Source organism: Pseudomonas sp. P5_152 (genome assembly GCF_033989915.1).
Taxonomy (GTDB): Bacteria; Pseudomonadota; Gammaproteobacteria; order Pseudomonadales; family Pseudomonadaceae; genus Aquipseudomonas.
Map to the genome: position 1 here is coordinate 1,949,067 of NZ_JASFAH010000002.1, position 18,134 is coordinate 1,967,200.

Genomic DNA, 18,134 nt, shown 5'->3' on the forward strand with positions numbered 1-18,134 from the left:
TTATTGACCCAACTTCAGGCGAGCAGTCTCGCCACTGGTGAACGGAGCTACATCGACTGCTTGCCCGTTGTAGCTGACTTGCGCGCCGCGGGCAAAGCCCAGGCGGACAGCAAAGGGTGGCTTGCCGCTGACATCGACGGTCTCGCCCTTGCGTTTCAGACCGCTGAACAGCACTTTGCCGTTGCCGTCGGAGACCTGCGTCCAGCAGTCGGACACGTACTGGATACGGACCTGGCCAGAGCCGGCCACCGGCGCGGTTGCCACCGGGGCAGGCGCCACCGGAGCGCTGACCAAAGGAGCCGGTGCCACGGGAGCCACCGGGGCTACAGGTGCGGCTGGGGTAACTGGCGTCGCAACTACCGGCGCGGTAGGTGTTGCCACCGGGGCCTGGGCAGTTTCCGCGGCTGGGGCCTCGGAGGCACCTTCAGGCAAGGCCAGTGGAGTGGTGCTTTCGGTCTGGGCTTGGACGACGGCCTGGTCTTCCGGCTCGTCCAGCGGATGGATCTGGGTAGTGCCGTCGGCGCCTTCGACTTCGACGTGCTCGGGGTTCAGGCCGATCAGGTCCTTGGTGCGCAGCGAGGTTTGATCCTGCCACCAGACAAAACCGCCGCCCACGACCGCAATCAGCAACAGCAGGCTGACAATGCGCAGGATGGTATGGGAAATACGGCTGGGCTCCTCGATACGTCCCAGGCTATGGACGTTGCTGCCCTGGGCGTCGGTGCCGGTGTGCTGGTCGAATTGCTGAACCAGGACGGCCTGATCCATGCCGAGCAATTTGGCATAGGTACGGATATAGCCGCGGGCAAAGGTATGCCCTGGCAACTTGTCGAACGCGCCAGCTTCCAGGTTACCCAGGGAAATCACGGTGAGATTGAGCTTTACCGCTACTTCAGCCAACGACCAACCATTGCTTTCGCGGCCCTGACGCAAGGTCTCTCCGGGGTTTACGCGAGTCGCTGCTACAACTTCGGGATGCGCCGCTTTCATCATTGCTCCGACAGGTATTGCTGATATTCCGGCGTACCGGGATAGAGTCGTTTTAATTGCAGGCCCAGACTGGCAGCCTTGTCGCGATCTTCGAACACACTGGCCAGCCGAACGCCGAGCCATAGACTACGTGCATTTTGCTCGGCGAGCAGGCTAAAACGGTCGTAATAGTCACGCGAGGGCACATAATGCCTGTCTTCGAAGGACAACTCAGCCATTTCCAGCAAGGCCCGCGGTTGCTGGCGGTTCAGGCGCAGGGCTTTTTCCAGCTGTTGCCGGGCCAGATCACGCTGACCGAGCATCGCGGCCGTCATGCCGAGGTTCTCGAAGACCCGCGAACGTTCAGGATAAAGGCTATCGGCAGCGGCCTGTTGAAAGCGCTCGTAGGCTTCTTTGTAGCGTTTCTCTTCATAGAGAAAACTGCCGTAGTTATTGAGGATACGCGCATCGCCCGGGCGGGCCGCGAGGGCCTTGCGAAAGTGCTGCTCGGCCAGTTCCGGTTCCATTTCTGCCTGGAACACCAGCCCCAGGGCGGCGTTGGCATCGGCGTCACTGCTGTCGAGCTCGAGGGCTTTGCGCAGCGGGACTTTCGCCTGCTCGGTCATGCCCTGGCGCAGGTAGCCCATGCCCAGTTGCACATAGGCACCTCGCGCCTCGTCACGGCCCTTGCTGGTCTTCATTGGATCGAAATCACCCGATGAGACGCAGCCAGCCGAGAGGCTGGCCAACAGCAGGAGCAGCGCAACGCGCAGGGACATAGAGATCCTCTCTTAGGTACGATTCGCAGCGTCTTGCGCCAGATCGCTGTCGGCGTTCAATTCCCGCACAGCAATGTAACGTTCGCTACGACGGGTGCGATCCAGCACCTGCCCGACCAATTGACCACAGGCGGCATCGATGTCTTCGCCGCGGGTGGTGCGCACCGTGACGTTGAAGCCAGCGTGGTGCAGTTGGTCCTGGAAACGCCGGATAGCGTTGTTGCTCGGCCGTTCGTAACCGGAGTGCGGGAACGGGTTGAACGGGATCAGGTTGATCTTGCACGGGATGTTCTTGAGCAACTCGATCATTTCCACCGCGTGCTCGACCTTGTCATTGATGTCTTTGAGCAAGGTGTACTCGATGGTCAGCACACGTTTTTCGCCCAGGGACGACATGTAGCGCTGGCACGACTCGAGGAGCATCTTAAGTGGATACTTCTTGTTGATCGGCACCAATTGGTTACGCAATGCGTCATTGGGTGCGTGCAGCGACAACGCCAGGGATACGTCGATGTGCTTGGACAGCTCGTCGATCATCGGCACCACACCGGAGGTCGACAGGGTCACGCGGCGCTTGGAAATGCCGTAGCCCAGGTCGTCCATCATCAGGTGCATGGCGGCGATGACGTTGTCGAAGTTCAGCAGCGGCTCACCCATGCCCATCATCACCACGTTGGTGATGGCACGGTCGGCGGTCGCCGGGATGCTGCCAAACGATTTATTGGCAATCCACACCTGGCCGATGACTTCGGCGGCGGTGAGGTTGCTATTGAAGCCTTGCTTGCCGGTGGAGCAGAAACTGCAATCCAGGGCACAGCCTGCCTGGGACGAAACGCACAGAGTGCCGCGTTTGCCCTGGGGAATGTACACGGTCTCGACGCAGCTGCCGGACGCCACGCGCACCACCCACTTACGGGTGCCATCGCTGGAAATGTCCTCGCTGACCACTTCGGGACCACGGACCTCAGCAATGACCTTGAGCTTGTCGCGCAGGGCCTTGCTGACGTTCGTCATGGCGTCGAAATCGTCGACGCCAAAGTGGTGAATCCATTTCATTACCTGACCGGCACGGAAACGCTTCTCCCCGATTGAGTCGAAGAATTTTTCCATTTCCAGCTGAGTCAGACCCAGCAGGTTAGTTTTAGCAGTCGATGTAGTCATGGATTCACCTTCACTCTTAAGCCAATGCTTAGCGAGTGGTTACTTCAGTAGCTGCGAAGAAGTACGAGATTTCGCGAGCAGCAGCGGCTTCGGAGTCCGAACCGTGTACAGCGTTGGCGTCGATGGAGTCAGCGAAGTCAGCGCGGATGGTGCCGGCAGCAGCTTCTTTAGGGTTGGTAGCGCCCATCAGCTCACGGTTCAGAGCGATAGCGTTTTCGCCTTCCAGAACCTGTACAACAACCGGGCCGGAGATCATGAAAGCAACCAGGTCGCCGAAGAAACCACGAGCGCTGTGCTCAGCGTAGAAGCCTTCGGCTTCGGCTTTGGACAGTTGCTTGAGTTTCGAAGCTACAACGCGCAGGCCAGCTTTTTCGAAACGAGTGGTGATCTCGCCGATAACGTTTTTTGCAACAGCGTCAGGCTTGATGATGGAGAAAGTACGTTGAACAGCCATGGTGTAACTCCAGAAACGGTAATTTGCGAAAAATTAAACCCGCGAATTATACGCGGGTTCTTGGGTATTGCCTAACCTGCGGGGACGATCAGTCCAATTCTTCAGCCCAGAGCGTCTGAACCGCTTCCAACACCTTCTCGCCAACACGACCAGAGGTATTGTCAAAATCCGGCAGCTCTTTGATCCATTGCTGCAGATCGACGAAATTGACAGAAAACGGGTCTACGCCCGGCTTGGCCTCGGCCAACTCTTCTGCAATGCGTTGAACATCATTCCAACCGTAGCTCATGACAGTCTTACCAGTCAGTGCGGCGCTTCAGCCGCATGGTTAAGCGAATATTTCGGGATTTCGACGGTGATGTCTTCTTCACCCACTATAGCCTGACAGGCCAGGCGGGACACAGGCTCCAGACCCCAGGCCCGATCAAGATAGTCCTCTTCCAGCTCGTCGGCCTCTTCCAGCGAGTCAAAACCCTCACGAATCAGGCAGTGACACGTAGTGCAAGCACAGACGCCGCCGCAGGCGCTTTCCATCTCGATGTGGTGTTCGTGGGCCAGCTCGAGAATAGAGGTGCCGGGCTCAGCCTCGACAACCATGCCGTCCGGGCAGAACTTCTCGTGTGGCAGAAAAATGACCTGCGGCATCAGATATCCTCGATTTCATTCAGATTGCGCCCCGACAGAGCGGCTTTCACCGTCTGATCCATGCGACGGGCAGCAAAAGCGTCGGTCACTTGCGACAGACGCTTGGTCTGCTGCTCGATGGCGTAACCATCAGTACCTTTCATCAGTTCGATCAGTTCCTGCACCTGCAGGTCGATAACCATGCGCTCTTCGGCGTCGAGCAAGCGCTCACCATCAGCCTCCAGGGCACCCTGCACCGCCTCGACCAGGCGCTGGGCATCAACTTGCTGCTCGCGCAGGACGCGAGCGACCTTGTCGTCATTGGCGTGTTGGAACGAATCCTTGAGCATGCGGGCAATTTCGCCGTCGGTCAGGCCGTAGGATGGCTTGACCTGGATGCTCGCCTCGACGCCCGAACCCAGCTCGCGCGCCGAAACGCTGAGCAGGCCGTCGGCGTCGACCTGGAAGGTCACACGAATCTTCGCCGCACCGGCAACCATGGCCGGTATCCCGCGCAATTCAAAACGCGCCAGGGAGCGGCAATCGCTGATTAGCTCACGCTCGCCCTGCAGCACGTGAATCATCATGGCCGACTGGCCGTCTTTGTAAGTGGTGAAGTCCTGGGCGCGCGCCACCGGGATCGTGGTGTTGCGTGGAATCACCTTCTCCATCAGGCCGCCCATGGTTTCCAGCCCCAGCGACAACGGAATCACGTCGAGCAGGAGCAGTTCGCCACCGTCACGCTTGTTCCCCGCCAGGGTATCGGCCTGGATCGCAGCACCAATGGCCACCACTTGATCCGGATCGATTTCCGTCAGCGGCTGGCGACCAAACGCCTCAGCGACAGCCTCACGCACCCGCGGCACGCGGGTGGAACCACCGACCATGACCACTGCGTGCACTTCGTCCAGCTCGATGCCAGAGTCACGCACGGCACGACGGCAGGCCTTGAGGCTGCGCGCGACCATTGGCTCGATCAGCGCATCAAAGGCTTCACGGGTCAGCTCGGCTTTCCAGACACCATGGACCACTTCGACCGACGAGGCATTGGTCAATGCTTCCTTGGCCGCGCAGGCGGTTTGCAACAGTTGACGCTGCGCGCCCGGATCGAGGTCGGCGGACAAGCCCGCGCTCTCGATGATCCAACCCGCAATCGCGTGGTCAAAATCGTCGCCACCCAGGGCGCTGTCGCCGCCGGTAGCCAGGACCTCAAACACACCGCCGGTCAGGCGCAGAATCGAAATATCGAAGGTGCCGCCGCCCAGGTCATAGATAGCGACCAGGCCCTCGGCGTGCTGGTCCAGCCCGTAGGCGACCGCCGCAGCCGTTGGCTCATTGAGCAAGCGCAGCACGTTCAGGCCGGCCAGCTTGGCCGCATCCTTGGTGGCTTGACGCTGGGCATCGTCGAAGTAGGCCGGAACCGTGATCACGGCGCCCACCAGCTCACCACCCAACGCCGCTTCGGCGCGCTGACGCAGGACCTTGAGGATGTCGGCGGAGACTTCGACCGGGCTTTTCGGCCCTTGAACAGTGTCGATGAACGGCATGTGCGACTCGCCACCGACAAAGCGGTACGGCAGTTGCTCGCCCAGCTGCTTGACGTCGGACATACCACGACCCATCAAGCGCTTGACCGACAGCACCGTGTTCAACGGGTCGGTAGCAGCAGCCAGCCTGGCGGACTCGCCCACTTCGACGCGATCTGCGTGATAGCGCACGGCAGACGGCAGGATGACCTGCCCGTCAGCGTCGGCCAGCGGCTCGGAAAGACCACTGCGCAACGCAGCGACCAGCGAATTGGTAGTGCCCAAGTCGATCCCCACAGCCAGACGACGCTGGTGCGGTTGAGGACTTTGGCCGGGTTCGGCGATCTGCAGTAGGGCCATCGTTATCAGGACTTATCTGTATATCAGGCGTGCGACCGAGGCGGCACTGGGTTAATCGTCGAGGCGCTCTTCTAACTGGCGCACTTCGTAGGTGAGCTTGTCGAGGAACTGCATGCGCCGCATCAGGCGTTCGGCCTGTTCGCGTTGCGCGGCATCGTTCCAGCAAGCTGCGAAGCTTTGGTTCAGTTCTTCCTGGGCGACCTTCAGGCGGCGCTTGAATACCGCAACCCCGGCCAGGTCGGCACTGTCTTGCAGGTCTTCGAGCTCTTCGCGCCATTGCATCTGCTGCAGAAGAAATTCCGGATCATGCACCGTGACCTCCAGCGGCAACTCACCACCACCCATGGCGAGCAGGTAACGCGCGCGCTTGGGGGGATTCTTGAGCGTCTGGTAGGCCTCGTTGAGGCTCGCGGATTGCTCTAGCGCCAGCCGTTGCTCACGCTCGGAAGCATCAGCAAAGCGGTCCGGATGAACGCCGCGCGCCAACTCACGGTAGCGCGTAGCCAACTGGTCGAGGTCCAGGTTGAAGCTCGGTTGCAGCTCAAATAAAGCGAAATGACAAGGAGTACCCACGACAAGCCTCAGATGTTGAAGCTTTCGCCGCAGCCACATTCACCGCGTACGTTGGGATTGTTGAACTTGAAGCCTTCGTTCAACCCTTCCTTGACGAAATCGAGTTCGGTGCCGTCCAGGTAGGCCAGGCTTTTCGGGTCGATGATCACTTTCTCGCCGTGACTTTCGAACACCTGATCCTCTGCCACCACTTCGTCGACAAACTCCAGCACGTAGGCAAGGCCGGAACAGCCCGTGGTGCGAACACCCAGGCGAATCCCCTCACCTTTGCCGCGCCCGTCGAGGGAGCGTCGCACGTGTCGAGCAGCCGCTTCTGTCATGCTGATAGCCATCGTTGACTCCTTACTCGTCGCCAAAACCTGAAAGTCAGATCAAGCCTTTTTTCTGCTTGTAGTCGCGAACAGCAGCCTTGATGGCGTCTTCAGCGAGTACCGAGCAGTGGATTTTCACTGGCGGCAGGGCCAGTTCTTCAGCCAGCTGAGTGTTCTTGATGGTCTCGGCTTCATCCAGGGTCTTGCCCTTCATCCACTCGGTGGCCAGGGAGCTGGAAGCAATGGCGGAACCGCAGCCGTAGGTCTTGAACTTGGCGTCTTCGATGATGCCTTGCTCGTTGACCTTGATCTGCAGGCGCATCACGTCGCCGCACGCTGGGGCGCCGACCATGCCGGTGCCGACATCAGGATCTTCCGCGTCCATCTTGCCGACGTTGCGCGGGTTCTCGTAGTGGTCGATGACCTTTTCGCTGTAAGCCATGATTCTTAATCCTCACTCATCAGAGAGTCGCTCTTTGGGCCCTGCAAACCGAAATTTCAAGACAGGACCCGTGTGCGGCGACTTATATATCAGTGTGCCGCCCACTCGATCTTCGAAATGTCGACGCCGTCTTTGTACATGTCCCACAGCGGCGACAGAGCGCGCAGCTTGGTAACGGCCTCGCAGACTTTCTGCGCGGCGTAATCGATTTCTTCTTCGGTGGTGAAGCGGCCGAAGGTGAAGCGGATCGAGCTGTGTGCCAGTTCGTCGTTGCGGCCCAGGGCGCGCAGTACGTACGAAGGCTCAAGCGAAGCCGAGGTGCAGGCCGAACCGGAGGAAACCGCCAGGTCCTTGAGCGCCATGATCAGCGATTCGCCTTCAACGTAGTTGAAGCTCAGGTTCAGGTTGTGCGGAACGCGGGCGGTCAGGCTGCCGTTGACGTACAGCTCTTCCAGATGCTCGACCTGCTTGTAGAAGCGGTCGCTCAGGGCCTTGATGCGCACGTTCTCGGCAACCATGTCTTCCTTGGCTACGCGGAAGGCTTCGCCCATGCCGACGATCTGGTGAGTGGCCAGGGTGCCGGAGCGCATGCCACGCTCATGACCGCCACCGTGCATGGTCGCTTCGATGCGCACACGCGGCTTGCGGCTCACGTACAGTGCGCCGATGCCTTTAGGGCCGTAGGTCTTGTGGGCGGAGAACGACATCATGTCGACTTTCAGCTTCTGCAGGTCGATTTCGACCTTGCCAGTGGACTGTGCGGCGTCGACGTGGAACAGGATGCCCTTGGAACGGAGCAACTCACCGATGGCGGCGATGTCGTTGATGGTGCCGATTTCGTTGTTCACATGCATGACCGAAACCAGGATGGTGTCGTCACGCAGTGCAGCTTCGATCATTTCCGGAGTCACCAGGCCATCAGTGCGCGGCTCGAGGTAGGTCACTTCGAAACCTTCACGCTCCAGTTGGCGCATGGTGTCGAGGACAGCCTTGTGCTCAATCTTGGTGGTGATCAGGTGCTTGCCTTTGGTGGCATAGAAATGTGCCGCACCCTTGATTGCCAGGTTGTCGGACTCGGTGGCACCGGAGGTCCAGACGATTTCACGCGGGTCGGCGTTGACCAGGTCGGCGACCTGGCGACGAGCGTTCTCGACCGATTCTTCGGCTTTCCAGCCGAACACGTGGGAGCGGGACGCCGGGTTACCGAAGTTTCCGTCGACCAGCAGGCATTCACTCATCTTTTGCGCGACACGCGGATCAACCGGGGTGGTCGCAGAGTAATCAAGGTAAATCGGCAATTTCATGGACTATCTCCTAAATCAGGCTGGCTGGCGTGCCGCTAGCTCTTTGGCTGTCATTCGACGGCGGACGCTTCAATCTTGTCCAGGCGCGGCGACTTGCTGTTGCAACGACGCTGGTCCTGACGCTGGGCTACTTCTTGTACCTCACGGCGAGTGACAAGATCAGCCAAGCTGATACCGCTGAGAAATTCGTGGATTTGCAGGCTCAGATCACACCACAAGTGGTGGGTCAGACAGGTATCGCCGCCGTGGCAATCACCCAGACCCTGGCACTTGGTAGCGTCAACCGATTCATTTACCGCGTCGATTACCTGAGCAACCTGGATCCCCTGCATGTCACGCGACAGCTGGTAGCCACCGCCAGGACCACGAACGCTGGAAACCAGGTTGCTGCGGCGCAACTTGGCGAAAAGCTGTTCGAGGTAGGACAGGGAAATGCCTTGGCGCTCGGAAATGTCAGCCAGGGACACAGGCCCATGCTGCGCGTGCAACGCCAGGTCAAGCATGGCGGTGACAGCGTATCGGCCTTTTGTAGTCAGTCGCATGGACAATTACCGCGGAGTTTCGGGATGGGGAGGAGTATGCAATTCCCGAGTATTTAAGTCAACTATAAGACCTAGTACTTTAGTCAGGTTTACCTGCAAAAGAGCGCGCGTATCATAGCAAAGCCGTGCGGGTTACAGCCAGCAGTACCGCGCTACCCTTCATCGCGGGCAAGCCCGCTCCCACAGGGATTTTCGGTGCTAACACAGGCTGTGTATCACCGAAGACCTTGTGGGAGCGGGCTCGCCCGCGATGGGGGCGACTCGGTCTAGCTGGCCTGGGTCTGATCCTTGTCTTTCACACAGGCGAAATCTTCTTCGCGCAACTCAGGCAGGTCCTTGGCACAGTAAGGGCTGCCGAGGTCTTTCAGCGCGCCGCACATCCCTTCCAGACGACCATCCACCGCCTGCAGGTGGTCGAGCAACTGACCAATGGCCCGTGCCACCGGGTCAGGCATGTCTTCGCCGACACCGTAGGCATCAAATCCGATCTTCTCGGCCATGGCCTTGCGCTTGGCCTCCTGCTCGTCGTCGGACTTGACGATGATCCGCCCTGGAATCCCGACCACAGTCGCACCGGCCGGCACCGCCTTGGTCACCACCGCATTGGAGCCGACCTTGGCGCCCGCCCCCACGGTGAACGGCCCCAGCACCTTGGCGCCGGCACCCACCACCACACCATCTTCCAGCGTCGGGTGGCGCTTGCCTTTATTCCAGCTGGTACCGCCCAGGGTCACGCCCTGATACAGCGTCACGTCATCACCGATCTCGGCGGTTTCACCAATGACGATGCCCATACCGTGATCAATAAAGAAGCGTCGGCCGACCTTGGCACCCGGGTGAATCTCGATCCCGGTCAACCAGCGACCGAAGTTCGATACCAACCGCGCCAGCCATTTCCAGCCCCAGCCCCACAGCGCCGCCGACAGGCGATGAATCCAGATCGCGTGCATGCCCGGGTAGCAGGTCAGCACTTCGAATGCATTACGTGCCGCCGGGTCTCGGTGGAAAACGCTCTGGATATCTTCACGCAAACGCTCGAACATCATTAATCCTTCCGCTTAAGGAGCTCACCACGGGCCGCTTTCTGGGTTTCCGTGAGGATGCCACGCAAAATATTCATCTCCGCCCGGCTGACCGAGCTTCGTCCGTACAGCCGGCGCAGGCGCGCCATCAAGTGCCGCGGTTTTTCCGGATCGAGAAACTCGATGGCCACCAGGGTCTGCTCCAGGTGCTCATAGAATCGCTCCAGCTCATCCATGGTCGCCAGCTCACCGCTCTTGGTGGACGCCACTTCTTCCTTCTCGACCTTGCTTGGCTGGCCTTGCGCGGCCAACCAGGACATGCGCACCTCATAGCTCAACACCTGCACCGCGGCCCCCAGGTTCAGCGAGCTGAACTCAGGGTCCGAAGGAATGTGCACGTGATAATGACATCGCTGCAGCTCTTCATTGGTCAGGCCGGAATCTTCACGACCAAACACCAAGGCAATCTCGGCACCGGACGCCGCTTCCTCGACCACCTTGGTCCCGCACTCGCGCGGATCGAGCAGCGGCCAGGGAATGCGACGATCGCGCGCGCTGGTACCAAGCACCAGGTTACAGCCCACCAGCGCATCTTCCAGGGTGGCGACCACTTGTGCGTTTTCCAGGATATCGCCGGCACCCGAAGCCCGCGCATCGGCCTCGTGATGGGGAAACAGCCGCGGCTCCACCAGCACCAGGCGCGACAGCCCCATGTTCTTCATGGCACGCGCAGCCCCACCGATGTTTCCCGGATGACTGGTATTGACCAGGACGACACGAATGTTCTGCAGCAAGGGAGGCGCTCTCTGACAGGGAATTTGGTCGCAAATCTTACAGTTCATCCTAAAGTTAAGCTACGAAAGCAAACGTCGTCGTTCACCTGTAGAAACTTTCTGCTAGAATGCTCGGCTTTCTTTAACAACCTTAGGTGACACATCCATGCAGCCCATGCTGAATATCGCGCTGCGCGCCGCCCGCAGCGCCAGTGAATTGATTTTCCGCTCCATCGAGCGCCTGGATACCATCAAGGTCGATGAAAAAGACGCCAAGGACTACGTGTCCGAAGTGGATCGCGCGGCCGAACAGAAAATCGTCGACGCCCTGCGCAAAGCCTACCCGAACCACTCGATCCTCGGCGAAGAGACCGGCATGCACGCCGGCACCGGTATCGAAGGCGAAGAGTACCTGTGGATCATCGACCCACTGGACGGCACCACCAACTTCCTGCGTGGCATCCCCCACTTCGCCGTCAGCATCGCCTGCAAATACCGTGGTCGCCTGGAACACGCCGTGGTCCTGGACCCGGTTCGCCAGGAAGAATTCACCGCCAGCCGTGGCCGTGGCGCCCAACTGAACGGTCGTCGCCTGCGCGTCAGCGGTCGTACCAGCCTGGACGGCGCCCTGCTGGGTACTGGCTTCCCGTTCCGTGACGACCAGATGGACAACCTCGACAACTACCTGGGCATGTTCCGCGCCCTGGTTGGCCAGACTGCCGGCATCCGCCGCGCTGGCGCCGCAAGCCTGGACCTGGCGTACGTCGCCGCCGGCCGTTTCGACGCATTCTGGGAGTCGGGCCTGTCCGAGTGGGACATGGCTGCAGGCGCCCTGCTGATCCAGGAAGCAGGCGGCCTGGTGAGCGACTTCACCGGCGGTCACGACTTCCTCGAAAAAGGCCACATCGTTGCCGGCAACACCAAATGCTTCAAGGCAGTCCTGACGGCCATCCAGCCGCACCTGCCAGCCTCGCTGAAACGCTAAGCTTCCAGCGACAGAGAAAGCACCCTGCGGGGTGCTTTTTTTATGCCTGCCATTTGCCCTCCTACAGGGGATTGCGGCGGTGCATGGATCGCGGGCACAAAAAAGCACCCCGCAGGGTGCTTCTTTTTTAATCCGAACCCTTTATTGAGCCGGTTCGTTCTGGCCCAGGACCAACTGACCTTCCTTGTTGACCGGAATCTGGTTGCCTGGATCGCGATCCATGCGCACCTTGCCTTCCTTGCCATCAAGCGAATAACGCACGTCGTAGCCTACGACCTTGTCGCTGATGTCATTGACCGTGTTGCAACGGGTCTGCGTGGTGGTGTAGGTGTCACGCTCCTGCATGCCTTCCTGCACCTTGTTACCGGCATAACCGCCACCTACCGCACCAGCGACCGTGGCGATCTTCTTGCCGGTGCCGCCACCGATCTGGTTACCCAACAGGCCACCGGCCAGCGCACCGACCACGGTACCTGCGATCTGGTGTTGATCCTTGACCGGCGCCTGACGGGTCACGGTCACGTCCTTGCACACTTCACGTGGAGTCTTGATCTGTTTCTTGACCGGTTCAACGGCCAGTACTTGCGCATACTCAGGGCCGCTTTTTACCAGGCTGTAGGTGGCAACAGCACCCCCGGCAGTCACACCGACAGCACCCAATACCGCACCAACCAGCAACGACTTGTTCACATGAACCTCCTGACCATCACATGCGGGACATGCCCGCGCTTCTCCCAGCCTTGGAGCACAAAAAAAGGCGCGAGTTCAATACTCGCGCCTTTTTGGGTACTACCAAGTGGGAAAACGTCTCAAGGACGGTCGTCCACTTCCTTATCGGTGTTGACCGTAGGGATCAGGTCTTCACTGCTCAGGTTCAGCCAGATCAGCACCACGTTGGCGATGTAGATCGACGAGTAAGTACCCGCCAATACCCCCACCAGCAGGGCCAGGGAGAAGCCGTACAGGTTGTCGCCACCGAAGAACAACAGCGCGGCGATCGCCAACAGGGTCGAAACCGAGGTGGCAATGGTGCGCAGCAGGGTCTGGGTGGTCGAGATGTTGATGTTCTCGATCAGCGTCGCCTTGCGCAGTACGCGGAAGTTCTCACGCACCCGGTCGAATACCACGATGGTGTCGTTGAGCGAGTAACCGATGATCGCCAGTACCGCCGCCAGCACCGTCAGGTCGAAGGTGATCTGGAAGAACGACAGGATACCGATGGTCACGATCACGTCGTGGATCAGCGACACGATGGCCCCGACCGCAAACTTCCACTGAAAGCGGAACGCCAGGTAGATCAAGATGCCGCCCAGCGCCATGAGCATGCCGAGGCCGCCCTGGTCGCGCAGTTCTTCACCTACCTGCGGGCCGACGAACTCGACGCGCTTGACCACGGCCGGGTTGTCGCCGCCGACCTTCTGCAAGGCCTCGGCTACCTGGTGACCCAGTTGTGGGTCTTCGCCTGGCATGCGCACCAGCAAGTCGGTGGTCGCACCAAAGCTCTGCACCACCGCCTCGTGATAACCCGAGGTAACCAGTTGCTCACGCACCTTGGTCACATCGGCCGGACGCTCATAGGTCAGCTCGATCAGCGTACCGCCGGTGAAGTCCAGGCCATAGTTCATGCCCTTGGTGGCAACACTGAACAACGCCAGCACCGTGAGGAACAATGTGACGCCGAACGCTACGTTGCGAACGCCCATGAAGTTGATTGTACGTAACATGGCAGCCCCTTAAATCCACAACTTCTTGAAGTCACGACCGCCGAAGATCAGGTTGACCATCGCACGAGTAACCATGATGGCCGTGAACATCGAGGTCAGAACCCCGAGGGACATGGTCACGGCGAAGCCCTTGACCGGACCTGTGCCCATGGCAAACAGAATCCCGCCCACCAGCAAGGTGGTCAGGTTGGCGTCGAGAATCGCGGTGAATGCGCGCCCGAAACCTTCGTTGATCGCCCGCTGCACCGTCATGCCCGCCGCGATCTCTTCACGAATCCGCGAGAAGATCAGTACGTTGGCGTCGACCGCCATACCCATGGTCAAGACGATACCGGCGATGCCTGGCAGGGTCAGGGTTGCACCCAGCAGCGACATCAGAGCCAGCAGCAACACCATGTTCACGCCCAGCGCCACGGTGGCGATCAAGCCGAAGAAGCGGTAGATGGCCATGATGAACAGCGACACGAACAGCATGCCCCACAGCGACGCATCGATACCCTTGGTGATGTTGTCAGCACCCAGGCTTGGACCGATGGTACGTTCTTCAGCGAAGTACATCGGGGCCGCCAGACCACCGGCGCGCAGCAGCAACGCCAGCTCCGAGGATTCGCCCTGGCCGTTCAGGCCAGTGATGCGGAACTGCGCGCCCAGCGGCGACTGGATAGTCGCCAGGCTGATGATCTTCTTCTCTTCCTTGAAGGTTTGCACCGCCACGTCTTTCTCGACGCCGTCGACGACCTGCTTGACGTAGGTGGTCACCGGACGTTGCTCGATGAAGATCACCGCCATGCTGCGACCGACGTTGGAGCGGGTCGCACGGTTCATCAGCTCGCCGCCATGACCGTCCAGGCGAATGTTCACCTCTGGGGTGCCGTGCTCGCCGAAACCGGCCTTGGCGTCAGTTACCTGGTCGCCAGTGATGATCAGGCCACGCTCGATCTGCGCAGGAGGACGCTTGCCCTCGCGGAATTCGAACATCTCGGAAGTGGCTTTTGACGCGCCCGGCTCTGCTGCCAGACGGAACTCAAGGTTGGCCGTCTTGCCCAGGATTCGCTTGGCTTCGGCAGTGTCCTGCACGCCTGGCAGTTCAACCACGATGCGGTTGGCACCCTGACGCTGAACGATAGGCTCGGCAACACCCAGCTCGTTGACGCGGTTACGTACCGTGGTCAAGTTCTGCTTGATGGAGTACTCACGGATTTCCGCCAGCTTGGCCGGGGTCATCGCCAGACGCAGTACCGGCTGACCATTGAGGTCGGCGGGAACAATGTCGAAATCGCTGAAGCTCTTGCGGATCAGTGCACGGGCCTGTTCGCGGGCAGCTTCATCAGTGAAGCCCAGCTGGATGGCACCGTTGAGTTGCGGCAGGCTGCGATAGCGCAGGCGCTCTTTGCGCAACAGGCTCTTGACGTCGCCTTCGTAGACTTTCATGCGGGCGTCGATGGCTTTGTCCATGTCCACTTCCAGGAGGAAGTGCACACCACCGGACAAGTCCAGACCCAGCTTCATCGGGTGCGCGCCGAGGCTGCGCAGCCATTGCGGGGTGGTTTGTGCCAGGTTCAGTGCAACGACATAGTCATCACCCAAGGCCTTGCGCACGACATCCTTGGCCGGAAGCTGGTCTTCCTGCTTGGTCAGGCGAATCAGGCCGCCCTTGCCGTTGGCTGCCAGCGTGGCCGCCTTGACGGTGATCCCAGACTCGTTGAGCGCTTTGCTCACACGATCCAGATCCGCCTGATTGACCTGCAGCGCAGTGCTTGCACCGCTGACCTGAATGGCCGGGTCATCAGGGTAAAGATTGGGAGCGGAATAAACCAGACCGATCGCCAGCACCGCCAGGATCAGTACGTATTTCCACAGAGGGTATTTGTTCAGCATCACGCCGCCCGCTTATGACGCGGGGCGCCTTGCGCGCCCCGTCGATTGGTAGAAGATGAAACTCAGATCGCTTTCAGCGTGCCTTTTGGCAGCGTGGCAGCGATGGCGCCTTTCTGGAACTTCAGCTCTACCGAGTCAGAAACTTCGAGAACCACGAAATCATCCGCTACTTTGGTGATCTTGCCGGCGATGCCGCCGGAGGTCACAACTTCATCACCTTTTTGCAAGTTGCTCAGCAGGTTCTTCTGCTCTTTGGCGCGTTTGGCCTGTGGACGCCAGATCATCAGGTAGAAGATGACCAGGAAACCGACCAGGAAAATCCACTCAAAGCCAGTGCCAGCAGGGCCGGCAGCAGGTGCAGCGGCGTCTGCCATCGCATTCGAGATAAAAAAGCTCATTTAGCACTCCAGTTGCAGAATTAGTGTCTTAAACGTTTTAAAACTCAGTCCAAAGGCGGAACAGGCAACCCGCGCTTGGCATAGAAGGCATCGACAAAGGCGGCCAATGTACCCTGTTGAATAGCCTCGCGCAAACCAGCCATAAGCACTTGGTAATGGCGCAAATTGTGGATGGTATTGAGCATGCTTCCCAGCATTTCGCCGCACTTGTCCAGATGATGCAGATAAGCGCGGGAGAAGTTCTGGCAGGTATAGCAATCGCAGGTCGGATCGAGCGGCGAATCATCATGGCGATGGAACGCGTTACGGATCTTCAGCACACCCGTATCAATGAACAGATGCCCATTGCGGGCATTACGGGTTGGCATCACGCAATCGAACATGTCCACCCCGCGGCGCACACCCTCAACCAAGTCTTCCGGCTTGCCAACACCCATAAGGTAACGAGGTTTGTCAGCCGGCATCTGGCCCGGGAGGTAGTCCAGCACCTTGATCATCTCGTGCTTGGGCTCGCCCACCGACAGGCCGCCAATGGCCAGGCCGTCAAAACCGATCTTGTCGAGGCCTTCCAGGGAGCGCATGCGCAGGTCCTGGTGCATGCCGCCCTGGACGATCCCGAACAGCGCCGCGGTGTTCTCGCCATGGGCGTTTTTCGAACGCTGGGCCCAGCGCAGCGACAGCTCCATGGAGATCCGCGCCACGTCTTCGTCGGCCGGGTACGGCGTGCATTCGTCAAAAATCATCACGATGTCGGAGCCCAGGTCACGCTGGACCTGCATCGACTCTTCCGGACCCATGAACACCTTGGCGCCGTCCACCGGCGAGGCGAAGGTCACGCCCTCCTCCTTGATCTTGCGCATGGCGCCCAGGCTGAACACCTGGAAACCACCGGAGTCGGTCAGGATCGGGCCTTTCCACTGCATGAAATCATGCAGGTCGCCGTGCTTCTTGATCACTTCAGTGCCAGGACGCAGCCACAGGTGGAAGGTATTGCCCAGGATGATCTCGGCGCCCGTGGCCACGATATCCCGCGGCAACATGCCCTTGACCGTGCCGTAGGTACCCACCGGCATGAACGCCGGGGTCTCGACGGTGCCACGCGGGAACGTCAGGCGCCCGCGACGGGCTTTGCCGTCGGTGGCCAAAAGTTCGAAAGACATACGACAGGTGCGACTCATGCTGTTTCCTCTGGGCCGCGCGGTGCGGGATTGCGGGTGATGAACATCGCATCACCGTAGCTGAAAAAGCGGTACCCATGCTCGACGGCTGCCTGATAGGCGGCCATGGTCTCGGGGTACCCGGCGAACGCCGAAACCAGCATCAACAGCGTGGATTCGGGCAAATGGAAGTTGGTGACCAGGGCATCGACCACATGGAACGGCCGGCCCGGGAAAATAAAGATATCGGTGTCGCCGCTGAACGGCTTGAGCACGCCATCGCGCGCTGCACTTTCCAGCGAACGCACACTGGTGGTCCCCACGGCCACCACCCGCCCGCCGCGCGTCCGACAGGCCGCCACTGCGTCCACCACGTCCTGGCCGACTTCCAGCCACTCGCTGTGCATGTGGTGGTCTTCGAGCTTCTCGACACGCACCGGCTGAAAGGTCCCAGCCCCCACGTGCAGGGTCACGAACGCGGTCTCGATGCCCTTGGCGGCAATCGCCTCCAGCAGCGGCTGATCGAAATGCAGCCCCGCCGTCGGCGCCGCCACTGCGCCCAAGCGCTCGGAGTACACCGTCTGGTAGCGCTCGCGGTCGGCGTCTTCATCCGGACGGTCTATATAAGGAGGCAGCGGCATATGCCCGACGCGGTCGAGCAGCGGCAACACTTCCTCGGCAAACCCCAGCTCGAACAGCGCATCGTGGCGCGCCAGCATCTCGGCCTCGCCCCCACCGTCGATGAGGATCTTCGAGCCAGGCTTGGGCGACTTGCTGGAGCGCACATGGGCCAGCACGCGGTGACTGTCGAGCACCCGCTCCACCAGAATTTCCAGCTTGCCGCCGGAAGCCTTCTGGCCAAACAGCCGCGCCGGAATCACCCGGGTATTGTTGAACACCATCAAGTCGCCCGGGCGCAAATGCTCAAGCAAATCAGTGAATTGACGGTGCGCCAGGGCGCCGCTAGGCCCATCCAGGGTCAGCAGGCGACTGCCGCGCCGCTCAGCCAAAGGGTGGCGAGCGATCAGCGAATCAGGGAGTTCGAAAGTAAAGTCAGCAACGCGCATGATGGGGTTCGTCTAGCAGGGCCGGGAAGTCTAGCGGAAATATCAAAAATTCTCCATGTACCTGATTGACCGACGGTTATCTCCT

General features: G+C 60.0%; 21 protein-coding genes. 1 reads left to right on the top strand and 20 read right to left on the bottom strand.

Features of this window, described 5'->3' with window-relative positions:
• The 14 genes from QMK50_RS08730 to trmJ all read right to left on the bottom strand — a co-directional run bounded on the left by QMK50_RS08730 (nt 1) and on the right by trmJ (nt 10,861).
• A complete protein-coding gene (locus tag QMK50_RS08730) occupies nt 1-990 on the bottom strand; it encodes a RodZ family helix-turn-helix domain-containing protein (RefSeq protein WP_320332959.1) in 990 nt (329 codons plus the stop codon).
• Nucleotides 990-1,748: a type IV pilus biogenesis/stability protein PilW gene (gene pilW / locus QMK50_RS08735; RefSeq protein WP_095166045.1), complete on the bottom strand. Its 759-nt coding sequence runs from the start codon at nt 1,746-1,748 to the stop codon at nt 990-992. Before pilW ends, QMK50_RS08730 begins: the two co-directional genes overlap by 1 nt.
• A 12-nt stretch (nt 1,749-1,760) precedes the next feature.
• The gene (gene rlmN, locus QMK50_RS08740; protein WP_320332960.1) at nt 1,761-2,909 is read right to left on the bottom strand and encodes a 23S rRNA (adenine(2503)-C(2))-methyltransferase RlmN; all 1,149 of its coding nucleotides are present in this window, start codon (nt 2,907-2,909) and stop codon (nt 1,761-1,763) included.
• 28 nt (nt 2,910-2,937) lie between these two features.
• Nucleotides 2,938-3,363 carry a nucleoside-diphosphate kinase gene (ndk, locus tag QMK50_RS08745; protein ID WP_007916882.1) on the bottom strand — a complete coding sequence of 142 codons (426 nt, stop codon included), beginning with the start codon at nt 3,361-3,363 and terminating at the stop codon, nt 2,938-2,940.
• A gap of 88 nt (nt 3,364-3,451) precedes the next feature.
• Complete coding sequence (gene iscX / locus QMK50_RS08750; protein ID WP_008084655.1) at nt 3,452-3,652, bottom strand: Fe-S cluster assembly protein IscX; 201 nt, start codon at nt 3,650-3,652, stop codon at nt 3,452-3,454.
• 14 nt (nt 3,653-3,666) lie between these two features.
• Entirely contained in the window at nt 3,667-4,008 is a 342-nt protein-coding gene (fdx, locus tag QMK50_RS08755) for an ISC system 2Fe-2S type ferredoxin (protein ID WP_095166049.1), read from the bottom strand.
• Nucleotides 4,008-5,873, bottom strand: a complete 1,866-nt coding sequence (gene hscA / locus QMK50_RS08760; protein WP_320332961.1) for a Fe-S protein assembly chaperone HscA — start codon at nt 5,871-5,873, stop codon at nt 4,008-4,010. Before hscA ends, fdx begins: the two co-directional genes overlap by 1 nt.
• Before the next feature lie 51 nt (nt 5,874-5,924).
• The gene (gene hscB, locus QMK50_RS08765) at nt 5,925-6,446 is read right to left on the bottom strand and encodes a co-chaperone HscB (protein WP_095166052.1); all 522 of its coding nucleotides are present in this window, start codon (nt 6,444-6,446) and stop codon (nt 5,925-5,927) included.
• Nucleotides 6,447-6,454: 8 nt separating this feature from the next.
• Nucleotides 6,455-6,778: an iron-sulfur cluster assembly protein IscA gene (iscA, locus tag QMK50_RS08770; protein WP_003227904.1), complete on the bottom strand. Its 324-nt coding sequence runs from the start codon at nt 6,776-6,778 to the stop codon at nt 6,455-6,457.
• Between the two features lie 34 nt (nt 6,779-6,812).
• Nucleotides 6,813-7,199 (bottom strand): Fe-S cluster assembly scaffold IscU, encoded by a 387-nt coding sequence (gene iscU / locus QMK50_RS08775; RefSeq protein ID WP_003443374.1) that lies wholly within the window; start codon nt 7,197-7,199, stop codon nt 6,813-6,815.
• 89 nt (nt 7,200-7,288) lie between these two features.
• On the bottom strand, nt 7,289-8,503 hold the full coding sequence (locus QMK50_RS08780) for an IscS subfamily cysteine desulfurase (RefSeq protein WP_095166053.1): 1,215 nt from the start codon (nt 8,501-8,503) through the stop codon (nt 7,289-7,291).
• Between the two features lie 50 nt (nt 8,504-8,553).
• Nucleotides 8,554-9,045: a Fe-S cluster assembly transcriptional regulator IscR gene (iscR, locus tag QMK50_RS08785; RefSeq protein WP_095166055.1), complete on the bottom strand. Its 492-nt coding sequence runs from the start codon at nt 9,043-9,045 to the stop codon at nt 8,554-8,556.
• A gap of 266 nt (nt 9,046-9,311) precedes the next feature.
• Nucleotides 9,312-10,088, bottom strand: coding sequence for a serine O-acetyltransferase (gene cysE / locus QMK50_RS08790; RefSeq protein WP_095166057.1), 777 nt, complete (start codon nt 10,086-10,088; stop codon nt 9,312-9,314).
• A gap of 2 nt (nt 10,089-10,090) precedes the next feature.
• The gene (trmJ, locus tag QMK50_RS08795) at nt 10,091-10,861 is read right to left on the bottom strand and encodes a tRNA (cytosine(32)/uridine(32)-2'-O)-methyltransferase TrmJ (protein WP_159997807.1); all 771 of its coding nucleotides are present in this window, start codon (nt 10,859-10,861) and stop codon (nt 10,091-10,093) included.
• Nucleotides 10,862-11,006: 145 nt separating this feature from the next.
• On the opposite strand from trmJ, the gene suhB reads away from it, so the two are divergent.
• Nucleotides 11,007-11,825, top strand: a complete 819-nt coding sequence (suhB, locus tag QMK50_RS08800; RefSeq protein WP_003185165.1) for an inositol-phosphate phosphatase — start codon at nt 11,007-11,009, stop codon at nt 11,823-11,825.
• Nucleotides 11,826-11,966: 141 nt separating this feature from the next.
• Here suhB and QMK50_RS08805 read toward each other — a convergent pair whose 3' ends face one another.
• The 6 genes from QMK50_RS08805 to queA form a co-directional block, all read right to left on the bottom strand.
• A complete protein-coding gene (locus QMK50_RS08805; protein ID WP_095166060.1) occupies nt 11,967-12,515 on the bottom strand; it encodes a glycine zipper 2TM domain-containing protein in 549 nt (182 codons plus the stop codon).
• Nucleotides 12,516-12,634: 119 nt separating this feature from the next.
• Nucleotides 12,635-13,549 carry a protein translocase subunit SecF gene (secF, locus tag QMK50_RS08810; RefSeq protein ID WP_095166062.1) on the bottom strand — a complete coding sequence of 305 codons (915 nt, stop codon included), beginning with the start codon at nt 13,547-13,549 and terminating at the stop codon, nt 12,635-12,637.
• Between the two features lie 9 nt (nt 13,550-13,558).
• Nucleotides 13,559-15,427, bottom strand: coding sequence for a protein translocase subunit SecD (secD, locus tag QMK50_RS08815; protein WP_095166064.1), 1,869 nt, complete (start codon nt 15,425-15,427; stop codon nt 13,559-13,561).
• Between the two features lie 62 nt (nt 15,428-15,489).
• On the bottom strand, nt 15,490-15,825 hold the full coding sequence (gene yajC, locus QMK50_RS08820; RefSeq protein WP_095166066.1) for a preprotein translocase subunit YajC: 336 nt from the start codon (nt 15,823-15,825) through the stop codon (nt 15,490-15,492).
• Nucleotides 15,826-15,869: 44 nt separating this feature from the next.
• Nucleotides 15,870-16,985, bottom strand: a complete 1,116-nt coding sequence (tgt, locus tag QMK50_RS08825) for a tRNA guanosine(34) transglycosylase Tgt (protein WP_162530238.1) — start codon at nt 16,983-16,985, stop codon at nt 15,870-15,872.
• Nucleotides 16,986-16,999: 14 nt separating this feature from the next.
• Nucleotides 17,000-18,049 (bottom strand): tRNA preQ1(34) S-adenosylmethionine ribosyltransferase-isomerase QueA, encoded by a 1,050-nt coding sequence (gene queA, locus QMK50_RS08830; protein ID WP_320332962.1) that lies wholly within the window; start codon nt 18,047-18,049, stop codon nt 17,000-17,002.
• Nucleotides 18,050-18,134 lie beyond the last annotated feature (85 nt).

Bases quoted from the DNA above. Each gene is read 5' to 3' on its own strand.
- QMK50_RS08730 (WP_320332959.1), bottom strand. From the start codon at position 990: ATGAAAGCGGCGCATCCCGAAGTTGTAGCAGCGACTCGCGTAAACCCC.
- pilW (WP_095166045.1), bottom strand. From the start codon at position 1,748: ATGTCCCTGCGCGTTGCGCTGCTCCTGCTGTTGGCCAGCCTCTCGGCT.
- rlmN (WP_320332960.1), bottom strand. From the start codon at position 2,909: ATGACTACATCGACTGCTAAAACTAACCTGCTGGGTCTGACTCAGCTG.
- ndk (WP_007916882.1), bottom strand. From the start codon at position 3,363: ATGGCTGTTCAACGTACTTTCTCCATCATCAAGCCTGACGCTGTTGCA.
- iscX (WP_008084655.1), bottom strand. From the start codon at position 3,652: ATGAGCTACGGTTGGAATGATGTTCAACGCATTGCAGAAGAGTTGGCC.
- fdx (WP_095166049.1), bottom strand. From the start codon at position 4,008: ATGCCGCAGGTCATTTTTCTGCCACACGAGAAGTTCTGCCCGGACGGC.
- hscA (WP_320332961.1), bottom strand. From the start codon at position 5,873: ATGGCCCTACTGCAGATCGCCGAACCCGGCCAAAGTCCTCAACCGCAC.
- iscA (WP_003227904.1), bottom strand. From the start codon at position 6,778: ATGGCTATCAGCATGACAGAAGCGGCTGCTCGACACGTGCGACGCTCC.
- iscU (WP_003443374.1), bottom strand. From the start codon at position 7,199: ATGGCTTACAGCGAAAAGGTCATCGACCACTACGAGAACCCGCGCAAC.
- QMK50_RS08780 (WP_095166053.1), bottom strand. From the start codon at position 8,503: ATGAAATTGCCGATTTACCTTGATTACTCTGCGACCACCCCGGTTGAT.
- iscR (WP_095166055.1), bottom strand. From the start codon at position 9,045: ATGCGACTGACTACAAAAGGCCGATACGCTGTCACCGCCATGCTTGAC.
- cysE (WP_095166057.1), bottom strand. From the start codon at position 10,088: ATGTTCGAGCGTTTGCGTGAAGATATCCAGAGCGTTTTCCACCGAGAC.
- suhB (WP_003185165.1), top strand. From the start codon at position 11,007: ATGCAGCCCATGCTGAATATCGCGCTGCGCGCCGCCCGCAGCGCCAGT.
- secF (WP_095166062.1), bottom strand. From the start codon at position 13,549: ATGTTACGTACAATCAACTTCATGGGCGTTCGCAACGTAGCGTTCGGC.
- secD (WP_095166064.1), bottom strand. From the start codon at position 15,427: ATGCTGAACAAATACCCTCTGTGGAAATACGTACTGATCCTGGCGGTG.
- yajC (WP_095166066.1), bottom strand. From the start codon at position 15,825: ATGAGCTTTTTTATCTCGAATGCGATGGCAGACGCCGCTGCACCTGCT.
- tgt (WP_162530238.1), bottom strand. From the start codon at position 16,985: ATGTCTTTCGAACTTTTGGCCACCGACGGCAAAGCCCGTCGCGGGCGC.
- queA (WP_320332962.1), bottom strand. From the start codon at position 18,049: ATGCGCGTTGCTGACTTTACTTTCGAACTCCCTGATTCGCTGATCGCT.